The organism is Shewanella sp. c952, from assembly GCF_019654975.1.
Classification (GTDB): domain Bacteria; phylum Pseudomonadota; class Gammaproteobacteria; order Enterobacterales; family Shewanellaceae; genus Shewanella.
In genome coordinates, this window is record NZ_BPEW01000019.1 from 1 (window position 1) to 26,463 (window position 26,463).

Below are 26,463 nucleotides of genomic sequence, written 5' to 3' on the forward strand. Positions count from 1 at the left end.
AATATCCATTCACATATTAAATTATTAATTATTATATTTTAAATGTAATAAAGTTAATTTAATAACAGCAAAGATCAAATAAGCTGCAACAAATTAAATCCAACAAAAACAATAATATAACCAAACCCAAACAAGAGTTGAAATTGAATTCTAAAATATTTAATCGCAACCTCTAAACAAAGATCTTGATCACGTATAAATTATTTTTGAATTTAAAATCAACTTCACAAATACCTATTTAGTAATAGTTGAACATTCGGACTACAATTTTCCTGCAAAATAATTAACAAAAAACACTAAACCGTAAAATAATTAACCGTAAGGCTAAGATGATGAACAAATGTATTATCACTAAGTTACTCTGTGTGATATTCACTTTCGCTTGCTTATCCCTGCCAGTTCAGGCGACCGCCTGGAATCAACTCACTGGTGAACAATTGGAGCAGCAACTGACGGAGAAATTTGCTGAGGGTAATTACTCTAAAAAAGGCGCCGACTCCTGCCTAATGTGCCATAAAAAAAATCCCACAGTGATGGCTATTTTTGATGGTGTGCACGGTAATTCGAGTCAAATAGATTCACCAATGGCAGGTCTTCAGTGCGAAGCTTGCCATGGTCCACTAGGCAAACACAATAAGGCTGGCAAGGAGCCGATGATAGCCTTTGGCAAAGAAAGTAAGTTGCCCGCTCAAACTCAAAACAGTGTCTGTCTTGGATGTCATAACAACCCCGAGCAGATGGCATGGCATAGCAGCAGCCACAACCTAGACCAAGTCGCCTGTAGCGATTGTCACAGTATCCATACTGATAAAGATCCGGTAATGGACCCGCTCACGGTCAATGACAGCTGCACCTCTTGCCACTCCCAGCAAAAATCAGCCATGAACAAGCGTTCATCTCATCCGTTGAAATGGGATCGAATGACCTGTGTCGATTGCCACAACCCTCATGGGTCTTTGAGTGAAAGCGCACTTAACCACAATACAATCAATGACACCTGCTACAGCTGTCACAGCGAAAAACGCGGACCAGTTCTATGGGAACACGCACCGGTGACTGAAAACTGTGCAAATTGTCATAACCCTCATGGCAGCGTGAATGAAGCCATGTTGACTTACCGTGCACCTCAGCTGTGCCAACAATGCCATATGGATAACGGCCATGCTAGCCGTGTCATACAACAAGGCGGAACAGATGCCTTTGGCGGCGGTAAGAGCTGTCTCAATTGCCATAGCCAGATCCATGGTTCTAACCACCCAGCTGGCAGTAAGCTGCAGCGCTAATCAGGAGTCATTAAAATGAGATTCAAATTAAACCTGATCACATTATCATTTCTCGCAATATCGAGCGTGGTAACAGCCTCGGCAATGGCAGCGGACTTTGGCGTTAACAAGGCTAATACTAGCACTGTTAAGCAGAACAAATTCCAATGTAAACGTTGCCCTAAAGTGGATGGCTATAGCGGCACAATAGGTGTCAATGCAGCTTATATCAACAGCGATGACATTCATTCTGGCAATGCATTCGGTACCGATAAAGATGGCGCTAACGCCAGTGTCGATGCCGATCTTAAGTATCAAAATGATGCTGGCTATAAGGCGCTGTTTCAGGCTCACCGACTCGGCCTTGATAATAGCTTTGCTCATCTAACTGCTGGTAAGTCTGGCCTGTATACAGTAACAGCAGATTATCAACGCCTAACCAGTTATCAATCCGGCGATGTACTCAGTCAGCTTTGGTACAAAGATAATCTGTTGACCCCGAGCGTGCACACTCAGACCCAACAGCTCTCCCTGCAGAGAAACCAAGCTGGCTTGGGTCTGAGTTATGGCCGAGATTTTTATAAGGCTTATGTACGTTATGACCATGAACAAAAAACTGGAAATATAAGCAGCAGTATTGTCACGCCACGTCCGGTTAATTTTGGTCAGCCTGTCGATGCCAATACAGATAACCTCACCGCTGGGTTGTCACTATCTGGTGAGCACTGGGTGACTGATCTCAACTACTTCGTTAGCCAGTACCAAAACGATATTGGCACCTTAAGTCTGCCCTACCTTTATGACGTCTTTGCTGCGACCCCAGACAATCAGGCACATCGACTTAGCCTCTCTGGCCAATATCAACTAGACCGCACCGTCATAAGCGGTCGTCTAGCGTCGGGAAAAATGATCCAAGATGATGCTCTCATTCAGATGTCTGGCAACCCGCTACAAAACTGGGATGGTGAGGTCAAAACCTTAGACGGTAAGTTCGCTGTCACCTCGCTTGTGAGCAACAAGTTCAGACTCGGTGGCAGCGTTGATTACAGCGAACGTGACAACAAAGGTTCGGTATGGGAGTTTGCGCAATTTGAAGTTAACGGCATCACGGGTGCATTTAAGCAAAATGTACCGTTAGATACTGAGCGTCGTGGGCTTAAGGTTAATGCCAGTTACCGCTTAAGCAGCGACTATCGCCTGCAAGCTGGCTACGATCGTAAAGAGATGGAGCGTAGTTATGGCGACCGCGAACAAACCAATGACAATGCACTCTGGGCGAAGCTAAATATCCAAGCGCTTGATAACCTCAAACTTAAATTGAAGGCTACCTTAGATAACCGCGATGGCAGTGAATATCAAACTAACGAACTGACGTCATCAGAAACCAACCCATTGCTCAGAAAATATTATCTAGCAGATAGAGAGCGCACCGCCTTCGAAGCTAAGTTCAATCACACCCCAACTTCATGGCTCAGTCTAGATCTAAGCGCTCGTTACGCTAATGACGATTACAACCAGACCCAAATTGGTCTAACCGAATCTGAAGATTACGGCTATGACATCAACCTTGGGTTGCAACTCAACCAGCACCTATCGGCTTACGCCTTTGGCGGACAGCAATGGATCAAATCTAATCAAGCAGGTAGCCAGGGCTTTTCAACAGTCGATTGGTACGCCGATATCGAAGATGACTTTATCAATCTAGGGGCAGGCTTCAACTATAGCGGGCTGATGCAAAATAAGCTCAGCTTGGGCGGCGACTACCTGTTCGCGAATTCAAGTAGCGATACGTCAGTCACCTATAACGTCACAGCGCCTCTCGGAGATTATTACTCCTTCAATCATAGTCTCCAACTACATGCGAACTACGCATTGAGTGAAGAGATGGCGCTAAAACTGGCTTACCAGTATGAGCGCTACTACGACACCGATTACGCGCAAATTGATGTCGATACCGTTCCGGGACTCACCACTTTAGGCGACCTGAACCATAACTATAACGCGCACCAAGTGATGTTGTCGTTTAGCTACCAGCTGCGCTAATGCAAACAGTGCTAACCATAACTGCAATGAGGATATGATAATGGAACGCAGAAGTTTCTTAAAAATGAGTGCTGCACTAAGTTGCGCAGCAACAGTGTCTGGCTGTAACTCAGGATCGAATGATGTTGAAGTCGTACCGCCTACGCCACCCGTGGCTGGTGAAAACCTAAACTGGTCGGCTTGTCTGGTTAACTGCGGCTCAAACTGCCCAGTACAGGTTTATTCAACTGATGGAGTGATCACCCGAGTAGAGTCAGAGTTCACCACCACAGATAAATATGGCGATCATGATGTACGCGCCTGCCTTCGTGGCCGCTCTCTGAGAAAGCGTGTCTATGCTCCCGATCGCCTTAAATACCCAATGAAACGCGTTGGCCCGCGTGGCAGTGGGCAATTTGAGCGTATTACTTGGGATGAAGCGCTCGACCTTGTCGCTGAAAAACTGCAAGGCACCATCGACCAATATGGTAACGAATCGATTCACTTCACCTATAACTCAGGTGCCCGTTATCACTTTTCCGGTAAGCAGTGTCTTTACCGTTTGATGAATCTTAAAGGCGGTTACCTCAACGCTTATGGCGACTATAGCTGGTCGCAAATTTACGAAGCTGCAGGACAAACATACGGCTCAGCAGGCCCAGGCTGGCAAGGCAGCAGCGTCTCTGAGATGCAAAATTCTGACCTGGTATTGATGGTCGGTTATAACCCGTCAGAGATCCGCATGAGTGGTTCAGGTGAAGCCTATGACTTCCTGATGCAAAAGCAGAAGAATAAGTTTAAGACTATCTTGATCGATCCTCGCTATACCGATTCTGCGGTAGGTAAAGAAGATCAGTGGATTGCAATTCGCCCAGGTACTGACGCTGCGCTGTTCGAAGCATTGGCCTATGAATGGATCACCACCAACACGGTCGATCAGGCCTTTTTGGATAAATATTGTGTCGGCTATGACGAAAAGACCATGCCTGCTGGCGTTGGATATGAAGCAAGCTACAAGGCTTACATTCTTGACAACACTACAGTGGGTGACTCAACATCAGGTGCGAATGCTAAGACACCTGAGTGGGCTGCGAGCATCACAGGGATCGAAGCGCATATCATCGTTGAGCTAGCCAGAGAACTGGCAGCGGCTCGTGCCCCGTTCATCCAGATTGCCGCCTCGTTAAACCGTCAGGCTGCAGGTGAAAACAATACCCGCGCAGGTTACATGTTGCCTATTTTATTAGGTCAGCTAGGTCTACCTGGCACTAACTGTGGTGGCTTGTGTAAAGGTTCATCGCTACACGCACCGTTTATGCCTACAGGGGCAAACCCGGTCAAAAAAGCGATCTCATTCTTTACCTTCACTCAGGCAATTGAAGACGGTAAGAACATGACGGTGCTGTCTGATGGCGTGCAGGGCGTTGAGCTTGATGACGACGGCGACGGCAAACTAGACACCGATATCAAAGCTATCATCAACTACGGTGGTAATGCCCTGATTAACCAACACTCAGATGTACGTAAAACAGAGAAACTGCTGCAAGATGAATCTAAGTGTGAGTTCATTCTGGTGGTTGATAACTGGATGACGCCAAGTGCTAAGTTTGCCGATATATTGCTGCCTGACGTAACTTGGTTGGAGTCTGAAGATCTTATCTACCAAAGCTACGCCGCAGGCGATACTGCAACATTGGTACAGATGAGCTCAGGCGTTGATCCTATGTTCGAGAGCCGCCCTATCTATGAAGTCTGTGTCGAACTTGCTAAGCGTATGGGTGTAGAAGCCGAATTTACCGAAGGTAAGAGTCGTAAAGATTGGCTTGATCAATTCTATGCAGAGTCAAAAGCGGCAACACCAGAATTGCCAGAAAAAGAGGTGATGCTGAAGCAAGGGATCTATCGTAAGTATCTGCCTAATGGTGGTTACATTGTATTAGAAGATTTCCGTAATGATCCTCAAGCCAATCCGCTGGGAACCCCATCAGGCAAGATTGAGATCTACTCTTCGCGTCTGGCAGAAAAAGCCCGCACTTGGAAGCTCAAAGAGGGTGACGTGATATCGGCACTACCAAAATATGTGCCGACTTGGGAAGGCTACGAAGATACTGAAACCAAGAAGAAATACCCACTGCAACTGACTGGTTATCATACTAAAGGTCGTGCTCATTCAAGCTATCACAACGTCCCTTGGTTACGTGAAGTAGTGCAAGATGCGGTATGGATGAACCCACTTGATGCCAACACACGCGGACTCAAAACTGGCGATAAAGTCCATATCTTTAACGACCGCGGCACTATCGAAGTTGAAGTTAAGGTGACACCTAGAATCATGGTCGGCGTAACGGCACTGGGTCAAGGTGCATGGTTCCAACCTGGCGGTGATGTGGATAAAGGCGGTTGCTTAAACGTTCTCACGACACAACGCACCACACCGGTAACTAAAGGTAATCCTCAGCACACTAACCTGGTTGAAATCCGTAAGGTTTGATAGGAGTTAGCAATGAACAATAATATCCAATACGGCTTTCATGTCGACGCAAGCAAATGTACTGGCTGTAAAACCTGTCAGGTATCGTGTAAAGATCGAAAAGACCTTCCTGTTGGCATCAACTGGCGCAGGGTCTATGAATATGGTGGCGGACAGTGGACAGAGAATGGTGATGGTACCGTCAGCCAAGACGTATTCGCCTACTACATGTCTATCGGTTGTAACCACTGTTCTGAGCCAGTGTGTGTTAAGGCTTGCCCTACTGGTGCAATGCACAAACGCCGCGAAGATGGATTAGTGCATGTCGCTACCGATCTATGTATTGGCTGTGAAAGCTGCGCAAGAGCTTGCCCATACGATGCACCTCAGATTGATAACGATCGTAAGGTGATGACCAAATGTGATGGCTGTTTCGAGCGGCTAGCGGAAGGTAAGCAACCTTCATGTGTCGAGTCTTGCCCGATGCGTGCAATCGACTTTGCACCTATGGACGAGTTGAAGGCTAAGTATCCAGCAGCCATTCTACCCGATGTTGCTCCGTTGCCAGAGAGCAGTGTAACAACGCCAAACTTACTCATCACTCCTAACCGTCATTCGCGTCCGAGTGGTGCCACCGATGGTGAAGTGTTGAACTTCTCAGAAGTTTAACCCCTGCTTGGTGTCATTCTTCTAGAATGGCACCTTTTTTTGCTGTCAATTGCGACACTTGTGTGCGCTAAACGAGGTTAATATGTCACTCCTTACTGAAAATGAGCTCTTGGAATATCAGGGCATTGCACGCATTCTTCATAATGTACTCTTTAACGACCCGACACCCGAGTTGCTGCAGAGTTTTATCGAACACGATGTTGCTCAAAGCTGGCCTGAGTTTAGCGCTTCTGCGCAAGAATCTAATGGCCGTGAGTTATTATCCAGTTATCTCAAGCTATGGACTGCTGATAAGCAACAAGCCTTAAAACTTGATTATGCCCAACTCTTCTATGGTCCTGGCGAACCTAACGCAGTTCCTTGGGGCTCGGTCTACTTAAGCGAGAGACAACTTCTCAACGATAAGACAACGCTGGCACTAAAAGCCTTTTATCAGGAGCAAGGGATCAGCTTCGAGCTCGATACGAATCAGCCTGTCGATCATATCGGTCTTTTCTTTGCCGTCTTAGATCAGATGTTTAGCCTATGGGCTCAAACCGAAGATAGCGAAACAATAGAGCGCAGCTGCATCGTGTTACTTCAGCAACATCTTCTTCCTTGGTCTGGTCGCTGTTTAGCACTTATCAACGAACACGCAAAAACCGATTTTTATCGCGCGATAGCTTTGCTAACCCAGGCCTTTTTAGATCAATTGATTGTTAGATTAAATATGCTTCCGATGACGACACGCCTGTACCGATAGCGGCTAAAACAGCTTGCTACAAACAGCTAATACCAATTCCATTAAGGATATACTCTGTTCTGGGCTTTCTCAGGGTTTCAATTCAAGGCGCATTGTGGAAGAAATGGTTATTGCCTTTTGAGACAATGCAAGCAGAAGTGGCAAGGCTGAGGGGCTCACATAGTGCGGGTTTCAAAACGCTGAATCGTCAAACTTTTAATGCAATTGGTATGATACCGATGGCAGCGCCAATCGGTAAATGGCGGCAAAACTCAATGAAGGAAAAGTCATCGAGGTAGATCCCAATGACTTTACTCAGCTTAAACCCGCTTATTCAGACAGTGAAAGCAGCTAATTTATTTCAGGTAGGCGCTAAGGCTGTCTTGTTGGCTCAACAAACTCTGATACAGAGTGAATTGATTTTCAGCACGTTCAAGGTTATGACCTTGATGATGGATATGGAAATAAACGTCGCCGTTTAAGTGATCGGTTAAAAACCTCACGCCAATCATTAAGCACATGACTTTGGCACCTAACCATAAGCTGCGGCGTTCTAGATCAGATAGCACTGGTGCTAACTCGCCCAAATAACCTTTACAGATCGCGGCAAAAATAGACTCGCGCACAGTGACTTTATCTAATGCAGTTGAGTCTTCCTCTTCCGGGCTACAAAAAGTACGTACCATGTCACCAAAGTCATACATCAAGTAGCCTTTCATGCAGGTATCAAGGTCAATAATCGCCATACTGCTCATATCGCGCTTATCAAACAGCATGTTGTTGATCTTGGTGTCGTTATGGCAAATTCGACGTGGTAGTTTTGCTTCAACCTCAGCAAGTTCTTGCAGTAGCTCAGTTTGTGCCATCACCATATCAACCCAGTGCTGACAACCACCAAGTCGCCCTTGGCTATCGTTAGCTGCAGCGAGCGATAGCTGTTCAATTCGGCCAGGAAGGTGATGGAAGTTTGGAATAACATCTGCGATAAGCTCGGCATCAAGATCGCTTAGCGAACAAGAGAAGTGACCAAAGGCTTTAGCCGCTATTTCAGCATGTGCTTCGCTGCTAACGACATCAACACTGTGGCTGTGGGGCAGATAGTTAATCGCTCGCCAGAAACCATCTTCACCGAGATCAACACAAAGCCTACCCGCCTGAGTCTGCTCAGGAGAAACGACTTGCAGCTGGTACTGCTGTTGCTGGCTCTTAAGTGTTAAATGGCGACTGATCTTGTCAGCATTATTGACTAAAGCATTAGGAGTGGTAAAAACTTGAGTATTGATTTTTTGCAACACAAATTCACGCTTGCAACCACGAACAAGAAAAGTGTGGTTTATATGGCCATTACCCAATGGCGAAACTTTGGCATCTTCCACCTCTACACCAAAGTGCGACAAAACGTTTTGTCTTATAAAATCAATCACCCAACTCTCCAGATTCTGTCAATATCGTTGCTTCAACCTGTTTATCGTTCAGGTTTTCCATGCAAACTCATTATGTATTAGCTTCTAAGATTAACTTGTTGCTAATTTTTCAAATAATTTCTGTTTAACCCAGTTGGCATCTTCAGGATAGGTCACGCCATACCAAGACTCCTGCGCCACACTGACATTCACATTACGTGTCTCTTCGCTTACTCGATTTTGCTGCAATTTCGCTTGCACCACACTCGGTAAGTAGCACTCACTTTTAGCTTGGCTACCGTGCTTAATAATAAAGTCTGTTAGCTGCGCTTCGATCACAGCAAAAATATCGGCGTTAAAGCCCCAGCATGTCATCGATACTAAAGCATCACTGGCAATCGCTTGCTGCTTACCAGCAAAAGTACCGACAAGCTCATTGGCATGGGACTGGATATCTAACCACTCAGCAACATCCACAAGCTTGCCATTGTTAACTTCACACAAACCACGGTTTACACCGCCGTTATCAGATAAGGTCAAACGGATTGGGTAGGCTACCATCATCCAATCGTCCACGCTGTTAACCAGCCCTTGAGCTAACAATGAAAAAGCACTATCGCCATAAAAATCATCGGCATTAATAACGGCCATTGGGCCTGTTATCAGCTTTCTTGCACTCCATAATGCATGGGCTGTACCCCATGGTTTTTTACGTGTTTCTAAATCAACATAATCCGTCACATCCTCTGGCAAGTCATCCAGTGACTGAATACAGTAATCACAATGGAAATCCTGCGGCAACTTGTCAGCTAAGAGTCGATCTAAGCTGGCTGCAAGCTCAGGACGGATCACCAACACAGCCCGATTAAAACCAGCTTTATGCGCGCTGCGTAGCGACAGTTGCAGCATGGTTTCGCCATTTGGCCCAAGCCCTGCTAGTTGCTTATCACCACCAAAGCGTGTGCCTAAGCCCGCCGCGAGAATCACTAAGGTTAAATCGACCATTCTGTCACCCATCAAACCCACTGGTACATGCATTTAGCGCAAACGATTATGCAAAAGTTAAGGCGAAGCAGTTTAATGACTCTCCCTTGCGATTTCCAGTCATACCTATCAACAATACGCTAAGTTATAAATAAGTGGCGAACGCTGCAACTTTTCCGATGGCGGCTTGGCTGCCTTTAAGGCTGAAATTATAACCACAGAGACTCACGTTTCCACGGCGCGCCATATCAACAATAATCGCCTTAGTATCAAGCGGAGAAAAACGTGCTTCGGTGCCAGTATCGGCTAATAAGTCGACCTCAACGGGGCGATACTCAGTGCCATTATTAAACTTAAGCGCTGCACAGGTTCTATCACCTTTTGCAGTAGCAAGAGACCATAACGTGGTCGGTGATCCGGTCTCCCCTAACCATCTTACAATCAATACATCATCTTCAAGCACTAAACTAAAGCCATCCGGCAATGTTGTCATTTTGCGTTCAACAGTGGGCGCCTTAGCGATCTGTTCGACTGCAGTTATGTCTTGTTCTGCCGCAGTAGCATTATCGCTAGGTACTAGCGACCAAATGCTCAATAACAACATGCAAACCAATAAAGCTGCCACTCCTGAGAACGCTATTTTCTGATTGGCCATAAGCCAGCGCTGTATTTTAATAAAGCCGCTGCTATTTGAGTTTGCTCCCTGCACAGGTGAATCTGTTGCAGTGTCATTAGCAAACCCTGCTTCAAAATCAGTTTCTGAGTTCGAAAAAGTAGTCGTTGCGGCTTCTTGATGACTCTCGCTGGCAGTTAACGTTGGCTCAACACGTACCCTTGAACCTTTTGTAACTGCGCGGTCGACTATTTTGATAGGGCCAGAATATCCCTGTCGGTAACTAGCCTTTGAAATCGAGGGTAGAATGGCGATGTAGCCTATGGCTAACGCCGCAAACACCATAAAGGTAAGTAGCAGCATCACACTGTCAACATATACTAGAGTAAGCAATACCAAGATGAAAGGAGCCAGCGTTAACGCTATCAAGCGTGGCGTTTTGCCACTATCTCGTAGTCGTCTATAACTGGTTAAACCTAATATGGGTAGCAACAACATACCAACGACATACAATGTCGCTGTAGAGCCTAGTAGCACTGCAGCCAATAATAAAACAAAGAAAATCAGTCCACTGATGACCGCAAATCGCTGGCCGTTATCACGACCTACCAAACAAAAAAGTGCTGAAAACTGCATACCCTGATATTCCTACCTTCTCAATCAAACCTAAATGAAAGTGGATGACTTTCCACTTAACTGTATTAATGCTCAGGCGAAAGCATAAAACTCAGTAAATAGCCTACCCAATTTGCTTGAGGATGTCAGTGTTTTAGCTGTATACCGCGAAATTAGTCTGAGAAATAGAGAGAAGCACTAAATTATGCCTCTACACGCTGTGATCACTAGCGCAAATATCGTCCTAGGCTGTATAATGCGCGGCTAAATCTTTTCACTGGCCCCAAAGAGGGCTAAAGCACCGGATAGGCAAATCATGACTGCACGCGGGAATCTATTTATCGTCTCAGCGCCAAGTGGCGCAGGTAAATCATCACTGATATCAGCTTTATTAAAAGATCAACCAGCTGATATGCAAGTATCTGTGTCGCACACTACACGTCAGCCTCGTCCGGGTGAAACAAATGGTCAGCACTATCACTTTGTCAATCAAGATGAGTTTAAAGCACTCATTGCAGATAATGCGTTTTTCGAGTGGGCTGAGGTATTTGGTAACTACTACGGTACTTCACGAGTCACCATTGAACAGACACTTGCACAAGGTATCGACGTATTTCTCGATATTGATTGGCAAGGTGCCCAGCAAGTGAAAAAAGTGATGCCAGAATCCATTGGGATCTTTATTCTTCCTCCTTCACGTACTGAGTTAGAGCGCCGCCTTACTGGGCGTGGCCAAGATAGCCAAGAAGTGATTGCAGGCCGCATGGCACAAGCGGTATCAGAGATGTCGCACTATAATGAGTATGATTTTATTTTAGTGAACGATGATTTCGACAAAGCGCAGCGCGATCTTTTAGCAATCATTCATAGCCAAAGATTAACCACTGCTAGCCAAATTCATACGCAAAATGATATGATTAAAGATCTGTTGGCAGACTAACTGTCTTCATGTACAATTTTGCGTCATTTTTTCAATCGATAAAACACTGGAGTTTCCAAACATGGCTCGCGTAACTGTAGAAGACGCCGTAAACAAAATCGGCAACCGTTTTGATATGATTCTGGTTGCAGCGCGTCGTGCTCGCCAAATCGCCGTGCAGGGTAAAGACCCTATGGTTGAAGAAGAGAACGACAAGCCAACGGTTATCGCTTTACGCGAAATCGAACTAGGTTTAGTCACAGCTGATACTTTGGACGCCGATGAGCGCCAAACAGTTCGTGAACGTGAAGCGGCTGAAATTGCTGCCGTTGCTGCCATCGCTGAAGGCCGTAACGCTATATAAGGAGTAGAGTCACTTGTATCTGTTTGAAGGTCTCAAGGAGTCTGCTTCAGGTTATTTAGAACCTGAACAGGTAGAATTACTCAAGCAGGCCTATCAGGTGGCGCGCGATGCCCATGAAGGTCAGATGCGCACGAGTGGCGAACCTTATATTACCCATCCGGTTGCGGTAGCCCGCATCCTGGCCGATATGCGTCTCGATCATGAGACGCTTATGGCCGCACTCTTACACGACACCATCGAAGACACCCCTGTTACCAAAGAGGAGCTGGCTGAAATATTCAGTGAGTCTATTGCCGAATTGGTGGAAGGTGTATCTAAGCTCGACAAGCTAAAATTTCGCGATAAGAAAGAAGCACAAGCTGAAAACTTCCGCAAAATGATGATGGCGATGACCCAAGATATTCGCGTCATCTTAATCAAACTTGCCGATAGAACGCACAACATGCGTACCTTAGGTGCTTTACGCCCCGATAAACGTCGCCGCATTGCCCGTGAAACCCTCGAAATTTACGCCCCAATCGCCAACCGCCTTGGTATTCATAATATTAAGAGTGAGTTAGAGGATTTAGGTTTTCATGCCTACTATCCAATGCGCTATCGTGTATTAAAAGAGGTGGTAAAAGCCGCACGTGGTAATCGTAAAGAGCTAATCCAAAGTATTGAAGCTGCTGTTGGCACTCGACTCGAAGACACCGGCCTTGAAGGCACGGTTAAAGGTCGTGAAAAGAATCTTTATTCCATCTATAACAAGATGCGCAACAAAGAACTGCAGTTTCAAGAAGTCATGGATATCTATGCCTTCCGAGTCATCGTTGACTCCATCGATACCTGTTACCGCGTTATGGGTGCCATGCATGGCCTCTACAAACCCCGTCCAGGTCGATTCAAAGATTATATCGCTATCCCTAAAGCCAACGGCTATCAGTCATTACATACTTCACTATTTGGTCCTCACGGCGTGCCTGTTGAGATCCAGATCCGTACTGAAGATATGGACCAAATGGCAGATAAAGGGGTCGCGGCACATTGGTTATACAAGAAAGGCAGCTCACAAGAGCAAGGCACCACCACCCAAGTTCGTGCACGTAAGTGGATGCAAAGCCTGCTTGAACTGCAGCAAAGCGCCAGCACCTCTTTTGAATTCGTAGAAAACTTTAAGACTGAGCTATTTCCTGAAGAGATCTACGTGTTTACCCCTGAAGGGCGTATTCTAGAACTACCCGATGGTGCCACCGCAGTAGACTTTGCTTATGAAGTGCATACAGATGTTGGCAACACTTGTGTTGGTGCTCGCGTCAATCGCCAAGCCTATCCGTTAAGCCAACCGCTAATTTCAGGCCAAACCGTTGAGATCATCACCGCGAAAGGTGCACGCCCTAATGCTGCATGGCTCAACTTTGTAGTGACAGGTAAAGCGCGCGCTAAAATTCGTCAGCTGCTCAAGAGTCTAAAAGAGGATGATGCAGTTCTGCTCGGTAAACGCCTATTGAACCATGCGTTAGGCGACACTAAGCTAGATGACTTGCCAAAAGAGCAAGTTGAAAAAGTGGTCAATGATACTAAGCACGACACGCTTGATGAGTTACTCGCCGATATCGGCTTGGGTAATGCAATGAGTATTGTTATCGCCCAGCGTTTACGTGGCGATCAAGTTGACGCCCAAGAGACAAAAGAGTCACATACCATGCCGATCCGCGGCGCTGAAGGTATGTTGGTGACGTTTGCTAACTGCTGTCGCCCAATTCCTGGTGATGCGGTTATTGCTCATGTTAGTCCAGGTAAAGGCTTAGTGGTACACATGGAAAGCTGCGCCAATATCCGCGGTTACCAAGGTGAGCCCGACAAGTACATCCCAGTACAGTGGGACAGCGCAGAAGGCGTTGAGTACCAAGCTAACTTACGAGTAGAGATTGTTAACCACCAAGGTGCGTTAGCTAAGATCACCTCAATTGTTGCCGCTGAAGGCTCCAATATTCATAACTTAACCACAGAAGAGCGCGATGGGCGTGTATTCCTCATCAACTTACGCATTTCTGTGCGAGATCGTATTCATTTAGCTAACGTGATGCGCCGTATTAGGGTTCTGCCTGAAGTACTGCGAACGTCACGTAACCGCTAGTTCATTTGAACTAAACATTAGTTTACTTAATACAGATAAAGGGAAGATCATGGCAGAGAAGATTATCATTGCAACCGACAAAGCGCCGCAAGCTATCGGTACATACTCTCAAGCAGTTAAGGTAGGCAGCACGGTTTATCTATCAGGTCAGATCCCACTGAATCCTGAGACAATGGAAATGGTAAGCGATGAGTTTGATGCGCAAGTAGTACAGGTTTTTGAAAACCTAACTGCTGTTTGTGCAGCTGCCGGTGGTTCATTAAGCGATATTGTTAAGCTTAATATCTTTATGACAGACCTAAGTAACTTTGCTACCGTGAACGAAATTATGGATCGCTACTTTGAGCAACCTTACCCAGCTCGTGCAGCAATCGGTGTTAGCCAACTTCCAAAAGGCTCATTGGTTGAAATGGACGGCGTAATGGAAGTGTAATTCCACTCCATTGACTAAAGAATCGGGCGCTACGGCGCCCTTTTTATTGATAAAAAAGTTTGGTAAAAAACATGAGTCCAGAACGCTTCGCCCGCATTAACAGTATGCTAGACAACCGCCAGCCAGATCTAACACTGTGTTTAGACAAGGTGCATAAAACCAATAATATTGCAGCGGTTATTCGCACTGCTGATGCGGTTGGCATTCACGAAATTCATGCCGTATGGCCTGAGATTGAGATGCGTGTTTCCGGTAACACCGCCTCTGGTAGTCAGCAATGGGTGAAGTCTAAAGCGCACAATAAAATGAGCGATGCGGTGGCAGAATTTCGTCGCCAAGATATGCAGATCCTCGCGACCAATTTCTCCGAAACCGCGGTCGACTTTCGTGAAATAGATTACACCCGTCCAACCGCTATCATTTTGGGTAATGAACGTGATGGCGTTAGCCCTGAAGGCATCGCCAGTGCCGATCAACATGTGATCATCCCGATGATTGGCATGGTGCAGTCACTCAATGTTTCTGTTGCTGGGGCACTGATAATGTATGAAGCTCAGCGCCAACGTGAAGCCGCTGGCATGTATGGTACTCGAAAGCTTGATGAGCAGTATTGTCAGATAAAACTGTTTGAACAAGGCCATCCTATATATGCCAAAGCCTGTCGCCGCAAAAAGCTTGTCTATCCAGCCATAGATGACGCCGGCCAAATTGTTGCTGATGAGCAATGGTGGCAAAAAATGCGTGCTCCTTCTGAATAATAACCTACAACACAGTCAAAATAGCCAAGAAGCGCGGCCCTTCGGGCTCGTTTCAATGCTTTTATTCTTTTATGACTAGAATGCGTTACGAGCTTTTCGCTTAGCCAGCTAACCTGGAATCGCTCAAGCCTGGTACTAAAATAATTATTCCTTACGGTAAAGAATCGAACAAAAATAAGCTCAAAAGATCAACAGCCTCTAGTCATACAGTGCTAGCTCGATCAGTTAGCACTTCCTTATCCCCCACTGCATCTCCACTCCTTCTAGCCCAAAAGGCATGCTTTAACGACATCATTGCGAGAAATTGTAACGAGCGTTTGAAAAAGTTGTCATAGATCACATTTTTCGCCATACTCAATATTGTCACATCAGACTGTTAAACAAACGATTAAAACAAAAAAGCAGCAACAGTCTGAATTGGAATTAACAATAATCAATATGGAATTGCGATGGAATCTTCTATGAAAACCCCAATTGAAATGCTTGAACATTGGGTTGAAAAACAAGGCGATCAAGTATATTTAAAGCAGCCTATTGACGGTCAATACAAGACCTTTACTTGGCGAGATGTACAAATTAAGATGCAGCAAATTGCTGGTGCACTTAGACATCTAGGCCTAAACCCTGGCGATAAAGTTGCCATTCTTTCTAAAAACTGTGCCGAATGGTTTATCACCGATTTAGCCCTTATGCATGGTGGCTATATTAGCGTTCCGATTTACCCTACAGCCAATGCCGACACCATACGTTACACGCTAGAGCACAGTGAATCTAAAGCGATATTCATCGGTAAACTTGATTACTGGGCAGACCAAGAAAGTGGCGTTGGCGGTGAAATTTTACGTATGGCAATGCCTTACGACACCATGCCTGCACAATACCATTGGGATAAACTACTCACTCTAGGCCAGCCGTTAATCGATGCGCCATTGCCAACTCTTGAACAGATCATGAGCTTAGTTTATACCTCTGGCTCAACAGGAAAACCTAAAGGCGCAATCCAAACTTTTGCCAGTTATGGCTGGACTTGTAACGCTGTAGTGCGTGATTTAAAAACTGATGTTGAAGATAGATTAATCTCATACCTGCCACTCGCACACATCACCGAGCGCGTTGCGATGGAAGGCTCTTCATTCTATTCAGGTAGTAGTGTGGCTTTTGTTGAGAATCTCGATAGCTTTGTTGCCGATGTGCAGCGAGCTAGACCGACAGTGTTCTTCTCGGTACCGCGCCTTTGGAGCCTGTTCCAGAAAAATATTATCGATAAGATTGGTGCCAGTAAACTTAATTTTTTACTTAAGGTCCCTATTGTTAGCGGCATCGTAAAACGTAAAATTCATGCCGGGCTTGGCCTTGAGCATTGTCATCTTCTCGGTTCCGGTTCAGCCCCCATTCCACCATCACTGGTCAGCTGGTACCACAAAATCGGCCTTAATATTAGTGAAGCTTGGGGCATGACGGAAAACTGCGCCTACTCCATTATTAACCATCCATTTGATGCCAGCAAAATTGGTACGGTAGGACACGCGGTTGAGGGATGTTCCATCAAGCAATCTGATGTCGGCGAACTCATGGTTAAGAGCCCAGGATTAATGCAGGGTTACTATAAGCAACCAGAAGAGACTGCTGCTTGCTTTGATGAAGAAGGTTACTTCTATACTGGTGATGTAGTCAGTATCGATGACGATGGCTGCGTAACCATTACTGGCCGCGTGAAAGATAACTTCAAAACCTCTAAAGGTAAGTATGTTGCACCTGTTCCTATCGAGCGTAAGTTAGCACAAGATCTTCATGTTGAAATGATCTGCGTTATTGGCTCAGGCTTGCCGCATCCAGTTGCGCTAGTGCAACTGTCAGAAGGCGCTTCGTTACAACCTAGAGAAGAGATCAGAACCTCTTTGAAGAATACTCTAGATGCAGTTAATCCTCATCTTGAATCCCATGAAACAGTCGATGCAATCATTGTTGTAAAGGAAAATTGGGACGTCGACAATGATGTATTAACTCCAACGTTGAAGATCAAACGTCACGTACTGGAGAAAAGTTTCAGTGAGAAAGTCGACGGTATTCGCGGTGGAAAAATCTGCTGGGAAGATGAAATTTAACTATCTTCCGATGATGCTTTAAAAATTAACAGCACACCTTGAGGTGTGCTGTTTTGTAATGGCTACACTTCAAAGCCTAAGCTGTATCATCAGGCAGAACGAGTAAACTATATTTAATGCTTACTGGCTGATTATTTGTTGCGCTCTTAGCAAAAATAACTATGCTAGCCGTCCTTTTAATTTCATCTAATAAGTAGTGCTATGATCACTTGGTTATCGATTATTGGCGGGTTTGTGATTCTAACCCTAGGCGCTGAATCACTAGTGAGAGGCGCAAGTAGTATCGCGCTTAAACTTGGCTTATCACCGTTAATTATCGGCTTAACGATAGTAGCTTTTGGTACCAGTGCGCCAGAGCTTGCGGTGAGTATTAAGTCGGCAGTTGCTGGCAATAGCGGAATTGCACTGGGAAATGTGATTGGCTCCAACATTGCAAATATAGGCTTGATCTTGGGTATAACCGCGCTTATCCGGCCGATAAAAATTGAGTCGCAAATGGTGAAACGTGATATCCCCATTATGATTGCAGCATCACTGCTATTTTGGGGTTTGTTGCTTGATGATGGATTAAGCTTTATCGATGGTGCAATTCTTAGCACTCTGCTCGTAACCTACTTAAGCTACGCCTATTTCACTGCTGACAAACAAGCCTCAGATGAAACTGAAGACGTAGGACAACGCCAATGGCTTTCCATCATCTTTATCATTGTCGGTATTAGTATGTTGGTTGGTGGCGGGATCTTATTTGTTGATGGCGCGGTCGCACTAGCGCAATCCTTCGGGATCAGCGAAATCATTATTGGACTGACAATTGTCGCCATAGGGACAAGTATGCCAGAGCTGGTGACCTCTATCGTTGCCGCACTCAAAGGGCAAAGTGATATTGCTATCGGTAATGTTGTAGGCTCAAATCTATTCAACATTTTGGGGATCTTAGGCGTCACCGCACTTATTCACCCTATTATTGGCAGCGAAATTAGCCCCCTTGATTGGCAAGTGATGATAGGACTCGCGGTTATGCTACTCCCCTTTGCCTACACAGGTTTGCGTATTGGTCGCCGCGAAGGAGCGATCTTGATATTGGGCTACTTGGCCTATATCAGCTATTTAGTGACTCAAGCATAAGCTAATGACATTTGTCATGCTGATCTGGTGACGTTTGTGCCTACAGCGTCATTCCACAATCTTTAATAATAGTCCTGTACCCAATACAGGGCTCAAAAGGAGATTGATATGAAATCACTATTACTGGTTACTTCAATGGCTATTATCAGCCAATTTGCTCAAGCAGATACTATTAGCAATATAGATGCCGCCGCAAACCATATGGACGTTAAAAGCTTACAATCACTCACCGAACAAGGTGATGCTTACCAGCAAGCCTATGCAGGCTATCGTCTCGCAATCAGCGCCAATATTTTAGGTCAACGCGAGCTTGCTATCAGTGCTCTCGAGTCAGCAAGAGAGAGCCTTGAGCCACTAACGACATCGAATGCTAACGCAGACAACCTAGCCCTGCTCTCTTCTGTTTACGGCATGTTAATCGGCCTAGATTATAGTAAGGGAGCACTTTATGGACCCAAAGCTGCCAGTGCGATAGAACAAGCTAAAGCGTTAGATCCTACTAACCCTCGGGTGCCATTAGTGCAAGCGATTGCGGCTTTTAATACCCCTGAAACCTACGGTGGCAGCAAACAGCGAGCTGTAGACTTGAGTTCCCAAGCGATTGAGCTTTACGCAATCCCCTGTGATAACATTTGCTGGGGACACGCAGAAGCCTACACATGGCGAGGGCTCGCCAAGCAGAGTTTAGGCGATGCAGAAGGCGCAATAGCTGACTGGCAACAAGCCTTAGCTGTTGAAGAAGATTATGGTTGGGCACAGTTTTTACTGCAGCAAAATAGCCAAAGTGCACAGCGATAAGCACTGCCTCAACAGCAGGAGAGCGAAGTAAGGCTTCGCTCTCCAATAACCACACTCGTACTGGTTTTCATTTAAGTGGTCAGCTTCTAAAAGGAATTTTTCATGACTGAGTCAGCTCAATCAAAAGAGGATAAATTTGCCTGGGTTTACCTAGTTAATCTGGTTTTTTATCTTATCCCCATCTTCGTTACAAACATGCTGCCTTGGGAGATAGCCTTAAGCTTAGCGGCTTTAATCCCTTTTGTTTATTGCTATTTTTGGGCTTACCGTTCAACCACGGCTAATGCCTACCGGCCGATTTTGGCGATGATAACCATTGGCGTACTTGTCACACCAATTAATACTGGTTCACTATCACTGTTCACCTTTGCTGGCTTCTTTATCGGGTTTTTCTACCCGCTAAGAACCGCCATTTTCAGCTTAATTGGGCTCATAACACTACTATCGCTACTTAACGCTGGGCTCAACGTTGACCATTACTATTGGGTGATTTATGGCGCTGGACTCATTGCCGGAATCGGTCTTTTCGGTGTAGCGGAGCGTAAAAGAGTCGAGCATAAATGTAAGGAAAAAAAGAGCCAAGCAGAGATCAAACAGCTGGCAACAATGTTAGAACGAGAACGAATAGCTCGCGATCTGCACGACATCATGGGACACAGCCTTTCATCCATCTCTTTAAAAGCAGAGCTGGCTGAAAAGCTCATCGCCAATAATCAAACTGAACAAGCAAGGCAGCAATTAACAGAGCTTAATTGTATTGCTAGAGACAGCTTAAGTCAGATCCGCCAAACAGTATCAGGCTACAAACACAAAGGCTTGGCCGCCAGCGTTACCCAGCTTTGCCAGACTCTGCGTGACAAAGGCTTGAGTGTGAGCTTATTTGGCGAGATCCCTAAATTAGATCCCGAGTTAGAAACCCAACTGATCTTAAGTTTAACCGAGCTTTGCAGCAATATTGTCCGTCATAGCAAAGGAACTCGCTGCGAGTTACACTTTGAGCAAACCACAACAGAACTCCGAATTGTCATCAGTGATGATGGCTGTCCAAGTCAAATTGAGCAGGGTAATGGACTGACTGGGATCAACGAAAGACTCGCTAAATTTAAAGGTGCACTCAGTTGGAGTTTAGATCCTGATTGCCAATTTACGATTAGTCTGCCGACACAAGGATAACTCTTAGGTGAGAATTTTATTAGCAGAAGACCAAGCCATGGTGCGAGGCGCACTTTCAGCACTGTTATCATTGAGTGGCGAATTTGACATTACCCAAGCCGCAGATGGAGATGAAGCGCTAGCGCTATTAAAGACTTCTGAATTTGAGCTGTTACTCACCGATATTGAGATGCCAGGTCTCAGTGGTTTAGATCTGGCAAACTGGTGCCACCAAAATAAGCCAAAATTAAAGATTGTGGTCATCACTACTTTTGGCAGAGCCGGATATATAAAACGCGCCATAGAATCTGGGGTTGGCGGCTTTTTACTAAAAGATGCGCCATCAGACACCTTAATCAAAGCGATAAACCAAGTGATGGCAGGGAAACGCATTATCGATCCAGAGCTGGCCATCATGGCGGTAGGAGAGTCGGATCCACTCAATGACAAAGAGCGTAAAGCACTGAAGCTTGCAGGCGAAGGGAGATCCACTTCAGACATTGCCGCAACACTATTTATTGCTGAAGGAACAGTACGAAATTACCTCTCTGAAGCGATCAGTAAACTACACGCTACAAACCGTATTGATGCCGCTAGAATCGCCCAACAAAAAGGTTGGCTTTAATATAAAAAAGCCCAGATTTGCGTAAAACCATATCTCTGATAATATATGTATAAATTTACAGTGTTTGAGTGCTAAACGTTTGCAGAGACTCGATCTTGTTCCGATAACAGAACTCAAGGGCGTCGCTAAAAAGATGGCCGAGAGATTAGCAAAGCTGGGGATCACAACAGTGCAAGATCTGTTGTTTCACCTGCCGCTGCGCTATGAAGATCGTACTCAAATTTACCCGATTGCCTCACTCTACCCTGGCAGCTACGGCACAGTAGAGGCAGTGATCCAATCCAGCCAAGTATTGCAGGGACGTAAGCGCATGCTTACCTGTACTGTGCGGGATGATACTGGCAGTTTAACCCTGAGGTTTTTCAACTTCTCAGTTGCACAAAGAAATGGCCTACAAACGGGTAGTGTTATCCGCGCCTATGGTGAAATCCGCCGCGGTAAACACTTCAATGAGATCATTCATCCGGAATACAAATTAGTTGCCATTGATGACCCTACACCATTAAGTGACACACTTACTCCTGTCTATCCAACAACCGAAGGTCTTAAACAAGCCAGTTGGATTAAGCTAACGGAACAAGCACTAATGATGTTAGCCAACGGCGGATTACCAGAGTTACTACCAAGTAATCTTCAGCCCAATCAGATGGAGCTGAAACAGGCACTGCAGCTATTGCACCGTCCAAATAATCAAGTGTCGCTGTTTGATCTGGAAAACGGTACTCACCCCGCACAGCAACGCCTTATCCAAGAGGAGTTGCTGGCGCACAATTTAAGTATGTTGCGCCTTCGCCAGCGCACCCGCCGCGATAAAGCCGTTAGTATGTCGGCGACAGGTCAACTGCTAAACCCATTTTTAGCATCGCTGCCTTTTAAACCAACAGGGGCGCAGCAACGTGTGGTTAGCGACATCACTCGCGATCTCGAAAAGGCAGAACCTATGATGCGCCTTGTTCAGGGCGATGTTGGTTCAGGTAAAACCTTAGTGGCAGCGCTAGCCGCTTTGCAAGCTATCGAGAGCGGTTACCAAGTCGCGATGATGGCACCAACAGAGCTACTTGCCGAACAACATGCCGTCAACTTTAGAAGCTGGTTTGAACCGCTAGGCCTTAAAGTCGGTTGGCTAGCAGGCAAGTTAAAAGGTAAAGCTAGAACGCAATCTTTGGCCGATATTGAATCGGGTGCCGCCAATATAGTCATTGGCACCCATGCTATATTTCAAGAGCAAGTGGTGTTTAATAAGCTCGCGTTAATCATCATCGATGAGCAACATCGATTTGGTGTTCATCAGCGCTTAGGCTTGCGCGAGAAAGGTGTCAGTCAAGGCTTTCATCCGCATCAGCTGATTATGACCGCAACGCCTATTCCGCGAACTTTAGCGATGACAGCTTACGCCGATCTCGACACCTCAGTCATTGATGAACTGCCACCAGGACGAACTCCTGTAACCACCGTCGCAGTATCAGATCAGCGCCGTGAAGAAGTTATCGACAGAGTACGCCAGGCAGCCGTTAACGATAATCGCCAAGCCTATTGGGTATGTACCCTCATTGAGGAGTCTGAGGCATTAGAATGCCAAGCTGCAGAAGACACCGCAGAGGAGCTCAAACTTGCCCTGCCCGAGTTAAAAGTAGGTTTAGTGCACGGCCGAATGAAACCTGCAGAGAAACAACAGATCATGGCAAGCTTTAAAGCGGGCGAAGTGCACTTGCTCGTTGCGACAACTGTGATTGAAGTCGGTGTTGATGTGCCCAATGCCAGTTTAATGATTATTGAAAACCCTGAGCGTCTAGGACTAGCTCAACTGCATCAGCTTAGAGGCCGTGTTGGCCGTGGTGCCATCGCCAGCCATTGCGTATTGATGTATAAGCCGCCGCTGTCAGCCACTGCAACTAAGCGCTTAGGTGTATTAAGGCAAAGTAACGACGGTTTTGTTATTGCACAGCGAGATTTAGAGATCCGCGGCCCGGGGGAAGTATTAGGTACAAAGCAAACGGGGGTTGCAGATATGAAAATCGCAGATTTAATGCGCGATCAAGCGTTAATCCCTCATGTGCAAAAGCTTGCGCCGCATGTTATGCAGCAAGCTCCAGACAGTGTCGATGCCATTATTCAACGCTGGCTTGGTGATCGTGAGCAATTTGTCCAAGCTTAAAGGATATATCACTGCAACCAGCCAATAGCGCCATACTCTGTATGGCAATTCAACTATGTTTAAAGATTGATACAAATTAAATATCCTTAATAGAGCTTCAACCTATAGACAAGCCTGTTTAATTTTGCAAAATGGGTGAATAGCAAATGCATTACCACTATAACGATCATCGTGCGGTAGCAGAGGAAACTAAATGCAACTCAGTCAAGAAGATAGAATTACACCTCAGGAGAAATCCTCAGGTACAAATGGCCTAGCAATTATTGCCATTGCCGCAGTTGTGTTGATCTCTGTTGGAGGTTACTACTATTTAAGTGGTGATGATAAGAGTGAAGAGCCACAGATTATTGCACCAGTAATCGTGCCAGATCCAATCCCAGAAGAACCGCTTGAAACAGAAGCGATTTTGCCTGAACCAGAGCCTGAAATCGTTGAACCTGTGCAGCTACCTGAAGTGGAGCCCGTTCCTGAAGTGGAGCCCCTTCCCGCTCTTGCCGACAGTGACGCTTATATTCATCAAAAGGCGATAGACATCGCCGACGGAATGGCCATTGAGCCACTGATGATTGAAGATAATGTTGTACGCCAGTTTGTGGTGTTTGTAGATAACTTGGCTCAAGGGGAACTGGCTCGTAAAGTGAGTCCATTGAAAGCACCAAATAACAGCTTCACGGTGTCGGAAATAGCGAACAAAACCTATGTCGATCCTGATAGCTACCATCGTTATGATCTGTACGCTGACTTTCTTGCCAGCCTAAATGAAGAGGAATTAGCTAAAAGTTACAAAGAGATGACTCCACTATTAGGTGAAGCATTTAGTGAACTCGGCTATAACGACACCTCATTTGATGAAAGAATGCAGCAGGCTATCGCTATCATGCTGGATGCGCCTATTATTGAGCAGCCTATTGAGCTCGATGGCGTCAGCGTAAACTACCAGTTTGTTGATCCGAATTTAGAAGCGCTACCGAATGCACAAAAGTTGATGATCCGTATGGGACCCGAGAATTCTCGTAAAGTGAAATCGGCACTACGTCGACTACAAAAGCACCTAAATTGATCTGTTAACAATATTTAAAACTCTATTAAGGGCTCTTAAACAACAGAGCCCTTACCTTACCTCTACACATCGATAACCACCTGTCGCATTAAGTTACAGTCGTATCTTAAAACACTTCTTGTTCAAACATATTCTGTTGTAGAATGACGCCTCAACAGCGTACTTTTGGTGGTAGGAGATTACTCCCCATCACAAGTAATCTCCGCTGATTATGTACTTATTTGACGCTCGTTCAGCATATTTGGTTTATAATTTAATAAATCAGTCACTTACACATTCTATTTTAGGCACTACGAACGGATATTCGTATGTGAGGCAGTGCAATGAAGTTTAGCATTCTTTCATGGGGCGCTTGGTCGCCGCAGTATCAGCATAAAGCTGACTGGCAAGCTTGGCCTGCTGCGATATCTGATATTGGAGCGACAACAACGGCTGCGCCTAAATTGCCACAAGTTCCTGCAATGCAACGCCGCCGCCTGAGTAAGCTGACAAAAATAGTCCTGGATTCGATTTTTCAATGTGAGCCACCCGCGCAATGCCGCAGCATTTTTGCCTCACAACATGGAGAGATAAACCGCACCATAAACTTGCTCAACGACATTGTCGAACAGTCTCCTCTATCGCCAACTGCATTTAGCCAATCAGTACATAATACTGCCAGCGGTATCTATAGCATTGTGAATCAAAACCAAAATGCATCAACCTCCATTGCAGCAGGAAGTGAAACGCTTTATCAGGCATTTATCGAAGCATATGCATTGTTAGTTGATGATCCTGAGCCGCTACTGCTTTCTTATGCCGACGATACTGTCCCAGATATCTACCAGCAGTTTGCTAGCGAGCCTGAGTGGCCAATTTCTGCAGCCTTTGTGATTGCGCCGAGTAACACTCAACATGTTGCGCTTGCCCAAATCGATTTGAAACCAATACAGGCAGAGGTAAACCCGCTAACACTCGTAGAATTGCTCGCCAGTATTGCCAATAAAACGGCGATCTCTGGTAACTTCTCTGGCGCGCACTGGAGCGTAAGTTTTGACTAGACAGCCTGCTCCTGCTCGGCTATCAGGCATCGCTTACCTACCACGCTGGTTAGGTGGCACTTTGTGCTATATCGTTTTTGGCCTTGGCGGCCTACTCAGCTCATTAACCATTTTGCCCATTCTCAGGTTTTGGCCAGGCACAACCACACAACGTATAGAACGAGTGCAGTATGCCGTTCATATTATGTTTAAGGGCTTTGTTCACATGCTAACTTGGGCAGGTTTGATCAAAGTGAGCCATGGCGATCTACAACAGCTACAAGATGCCAAAGGTATAATTGTCACCTCTAATCATCCAACGCTTGTTGATGTCGTTGTGCTGATTAGCTTAATGCCCAATACCAGCTGTATTGTTAAACAAGGCATATGGCGTAATCCGTTTATGCGTGGCGTCGTATCGAGTGCCGGTTATATCCCTAACCGAGGTGCAGAGTTGTTATTAGCTGACTGTAAAGAGGTGTTAAACCGAGGCAATAACCTGATTATTTTCCCTGAGGGTACTCGCACGGTTATCGGAAAACGAGTCAATAACTTCGCCCGCGGAGCGGCTAATATTACCATCCGTACCCAAAGTGATCTTTTACCCCTATTACTTAAAACCAACTGTGTAGGTTTCAGTAAACAAGAGTCTTGGTATCAACTACCTAGACGCACAATCGGCATGCATATCGAAGTAGGCGAAAAACTGCCCTATCTACGCTATGATGCTACTGCGGGTGGCGATGCTAAAATGGCTCGCCAAATGACTCGTGATCTTGAAGAATATTATAAACAACAATTAGATAAATACTTATGAGCTTAGAAAACGAAATTAAACAATTGATCATCGACAGTCTTGATCTTGAAGATGTCACTATTGATGATATTGATGCCGATGCAGCGCTATTTGGCGAAGGATTGGGATTAGACTCTATTGATGCCCTTGAACTTGGTTTAGCCATCAAGAAGCAGTTCGATGTAAAAATTGAAGCAAATTCTGAAGCAACCAAATTGCATTTTTACAGCGTTGCTAGCTTAGCAAACTTTGTTAAGTCACAGCGAGTGTAGGAGA

22 protein-coding genes and 1 pseudogene are annotated in these 26,463 nt (G+C 45.6%); 20 read left to right on the top strand and 3 right to left on the bottom strand.

Features of this window, described 5'->3' with window-relative positions; translation table 11 throughout:
- Nucleotides 1-329 precede the first annotated feature (329 nt).
- The 5 genes from K5R16_RS13245 to K5R16_RS13265 all read left to right on the top strand — a co-directional run bounded on the left by K5R16_RS13245 (nucleotide 330) and on the right by K5R16_RS13265 (nucleotide 7,165).
- Nucleotides 330-1,283, top strand: a complete 954-nt coding sequence (locus tag K5R16_RS13245; RefSeq protein WP_220738037.1) for a DmsE family decaheme c-type cytochrome — start codon at nucleotides 330-332, stop codon at nucleotides 1,281-1,283.
- A 15-nt stretch (nucleotides 1,284-1,298) separates the two neighbouring features.
- Nucleotides 1,299-3,305, top strand: coding sequence for an MtrB/PioB family decaheme-associated outer membrane protein (locus K5R16_RS13250; RefSeq protein ID WP_220738038.1), 2,007 nt, complete (start codon nucleotides 1,299-1,301; stop codon nucleotides 3,303-3,305).
- A 40-nt stretch (nucleotides 3,306-3,345) separates the two neighbouring features.
- Nucleotides 3,346-5,775 (top strand): DMSO/selenate family reductase complex A subunit, encoded by a 2,430-nt coding sequence (locus K5R16_RS13255; protein WP_220738039.1) that lies wholly within the window; start codon nucleotides 3,346-3,348, stop codon nucleotides 5,773-5,775.
- Between the two features lie 12 nt (nucleotides 5,776-5,787).
- A complete protein-coding gene (locus tag K5R16_RS13260) occupies nucleotides 5,788-6,423 on the top strand; it encodes a DMSO/selenate family reductase complex B subunit (RefSeq protein WP_220738040.1) in 636 nt (211 codons plus the stop codon).
- Between the two features lie 82 nt (nucleotides 6,424-6,505).
- Nucleotides 6,506-7,165, top strand: coding sequence for a molecular chaperone (locus tag K5R16_RS13265; RefSeq protein ID WP_220738041.1), 660 nt, complete (start codon nucleotides 6,506-6,508; stop codon nucleotides 7,163-7,165).
- Nucleotides 7,166-7,500: 335 nt separating this feature from the next.
- On the opposite strand, the gene K5R16_RS13270 is transcribed toward K5R16_RS13265, so the two are convergent.
- The 3 genes from K5R16_RS13270 to K5R16_RS13280 all read right to left on the bottom strand — a co-directional run bounded on the left by K5R16_RS13270 (nucleotide 7,501) and on the right by K5R16_RS13280 (nucleotide 10,780).
- Nucleotides 7,501-8,568 (bottom strand): phosphotransferase enzyme family protein, encoded by a 1,068-nt coding sequence (locus tag K5R16_RS13270; RefSeq protein WP_220738042.1) that lies wholly within the window; start codon nucleotides 8,566-8,568, stop codon nucleotides 7,501-7,503.
- A gap of 90 nt (nucleotides 8,569-8,658) precedes the next feature.
- The gene (locus K5R16_RS13275) at nucleotides 8,659-9,552 is read right to left on the bottom strand and encodes an NTP transferase domain-containing protein (protein WP_259649877.1); all 894 of its coding nucleotides are present in this window, start codon (nucleotides 9,550-9,552) and stop codon (nucleotides 8,659-8,661) included.
- 124 nt (nucleotides 9,553-9,676) lie between these two features.
- Nucleotides 9,677-10,780 (bottom strand): DUF805 domain-containing protein, encoded by a 1,104-nt coding sequence (locus K5R16_RS13280; RefSeq protein ID WP_220738043.1) that lies wholly within the window; start codon nucleotides 10,778-10,780, stop codon nucleotides 9,677-9,679.
- A 295-nt stretch (nucleotides 10,781-11,075) separates the two neighbouring features.
- On the opposite strand from K5R16_RS13280, the gene gmk reads away from it, so the two are divergent.
- The 15 genes and pseudogenes from gmk to K5R16_RS13355 all read left to right on the top strand — a co-directional run bounded on the left by gmk (nucleotide 11,076) and on the right by K5R16_RS13355 (nucleotide 26,459).
- Nucleotides 11,076-11,699 (top strand): guanylate kinase, encoded by a 624-nt coding sequence (gene gmk / locus K5R16_RS13285; RefSeq protein WP_220738044.1) that lies wholly within the window; start codon nucleotides 11,076-11,078, stop codon nucleotides 11,697-11,699.
- A 61-nt stretch (nucleotides 11,700-11,760) separates the two neighbouring features.
- Nucleotides 11,761-12,042 carry a DNA-directed RNA polymerase subunit omega gene (rpoZ, locus tag K5R16_RS13290; RefSeq protein ID WP_020910538.1) on the top strand — a complete coding sequence of 94 codons (282 nt, stop codon included), beginning with the start codon at nucleotides 11,761-11,763 and terminating at the stop codon, nucleotides 12,040-12,042.
- Between the two features lie 13 nt (nucleotides 12,043-12,055).
- Complete coding sequence (gene spoT / locus K5R16_RS13295) at nucleotides 12,056-14,161, top strand: bifunctional GTP diphosphokinase/guanosine-3',5'-bis pyrophosphate 3'-pyrophosphohydrolase (protein WP_220738045.1); 2,106 nt, start codon at nucleotides 12,056-12,058, stop codon at nucleotides 14,159-14,161.
- A gap of 49 nt (nucleotides 14,162-14,210) precedes the next feature.
- A complete protein-coding gene (locus tag K5R16_RS13300) occupies nucleotides 14,211-14,594 on the top strand; it encodes a RidA family protein (RefSeq protein ID WP_220738046.1) in 384 nt (127 codons plus the stop codon).
- Between the two features lie 71 nt (nucleotides 14,595-14,665).
- Entirely contained in the window at nucleotides 14,666-15,352 is a 687-nt protein-coding gene (gene trmH, locus K5R16_RS13305; RefSeq protein ID WP_220738047.1) for a tRNA (guanosine(18)-2'-O)-methyltransferase TrmH, read from the top strand.
- 449 nt (nucleotides 15,353-15,801) lie between these two features.
- Nucleotides 15,802-17,457, top strand: a complete 1,656-nt coding sequence (locus tag K5R16_RS13310; protein WP_220738048.1) for an AMP-binding protein — start codon at nucleotides 15,802-15,804, stop codon at nucleotides 17,455-17,457.
- A gap of 201 nt (nucleotides 17,458-17,658) precedes the next feature.
- Nucleotides 17,659-18,582 carry a calcium/sodium antiporter gene (locus K5R16_RS13315; protein WP_220738049.1) on the top strand — a complete coding sequence of 308 codons (924 nt, stop codon included), beginning with the start codon at nucleotides 17,659-17,661 and terminating at the stop codon, nucleotides 18,580-18,582.
- Nucleotides 18,583-18,690: 108 nt separating this feature from the next.
- On the top strand, nucleotides 18,691-19,380 hold the full coding sequence (locus K5R16_RS13320; RefSeq protein WP_220738050.1) for a hypothetical protein: 690 nt from the start codon (nucleotides 18,691-18,693) through the stop codon (nucleotides 19,378-19,380).
- Between the two features lie 102 nt (nucleotides 19,381-19,482).
- The gene (locus K5R16_RS13325; RefSeq protein ID WP_220738051.1) at nucleotides 19,483-20,553 is read left to right on the top strand and encodes a sensor histidine kinase; all 1,071 of its coding nucleotides are present in this window, start codon (nucleotides 19,483-19,485) and stop codon (nucleotides 20,551-20,553) included.
- A gap of 7 nt (nucleotides 20,554-20,560) precedes the next feature.
- The gene (locus K5R16_RS13330; RefSeq protein ID WP_220738052.1) at nucleotides 20,561-21,157 is read left to right on the top strand and encodes a response regulator; all 597 of its coding nucleotides are present in this window, start codon (nucleotides 20,561-20,563) and stop codon (nucleotides 21,155-21,157) included.
- A 79-nt stretch (nucleotides 21,158-21,236) separates the two neighbouring features.
- Nucleotides 21,237-23,312, top strand: a complete 2,076-nt coding sequence (recG, locus tag K5R16_RS13335; RefSeq protein ID WP_220738053.1) for an ATP-dependent DNA helicase RecG — start codon at nucleotides 21,237-21,239, stop codon at nucleotides 23,310-23,312.
- 193 nt (nucleotides 23,313-23,505) lie between these two features.
- Nucleotides 23,506-24,372 (top strand): DUF3014 domain-containing protein, encoded by an 867-nt coding sequence (locus K5R16_RS13340; protein WP_220738054.1) that lies wholly within the window; start codon nucleotides 23,506-23,508, stop codon nucleotides 24,370-24,372.
- 323 nt (nucleotides 24,373-24,695) lie between these two features.
- A complete protein-coding gene (locus tag K5R16_RS13345; RefSeq protein ID WP_220738055.1) occupies nucleotides 24,696-25,412 on the top strand; it encodes a beta-ketoacyl synthase chain length factor in 717 nt (238 codons plus the stop codon).
- Nucleotides 25,405-26,227: pseudogene (locus K5R16_RS13350) on the top strand (lysophospholipid acyltransferase family protein). The gene K5R16_RS13345 and the pseudogene K5R16_RS13350 overlap by 8 nt, the downstream one beginning before the upstream one ends.
- A complete protein-coding gene (locus K5R16_RS13355) occupies nucleotides 26,205-26,459 on the top strand; it encodes a phosphopantetheine-binding protein (RefSeq protein WP_220738057.1) in 255 nt (84 codons plus the stop codon). The pseudogene K5R16_RS13350 and the gene K5R16_RS13355 overlap by 23 nt, the downstream one beginning before the upstream one ends.
- Nucleotides 26,460-26,463: the final 4 nt, after the last annotated feature.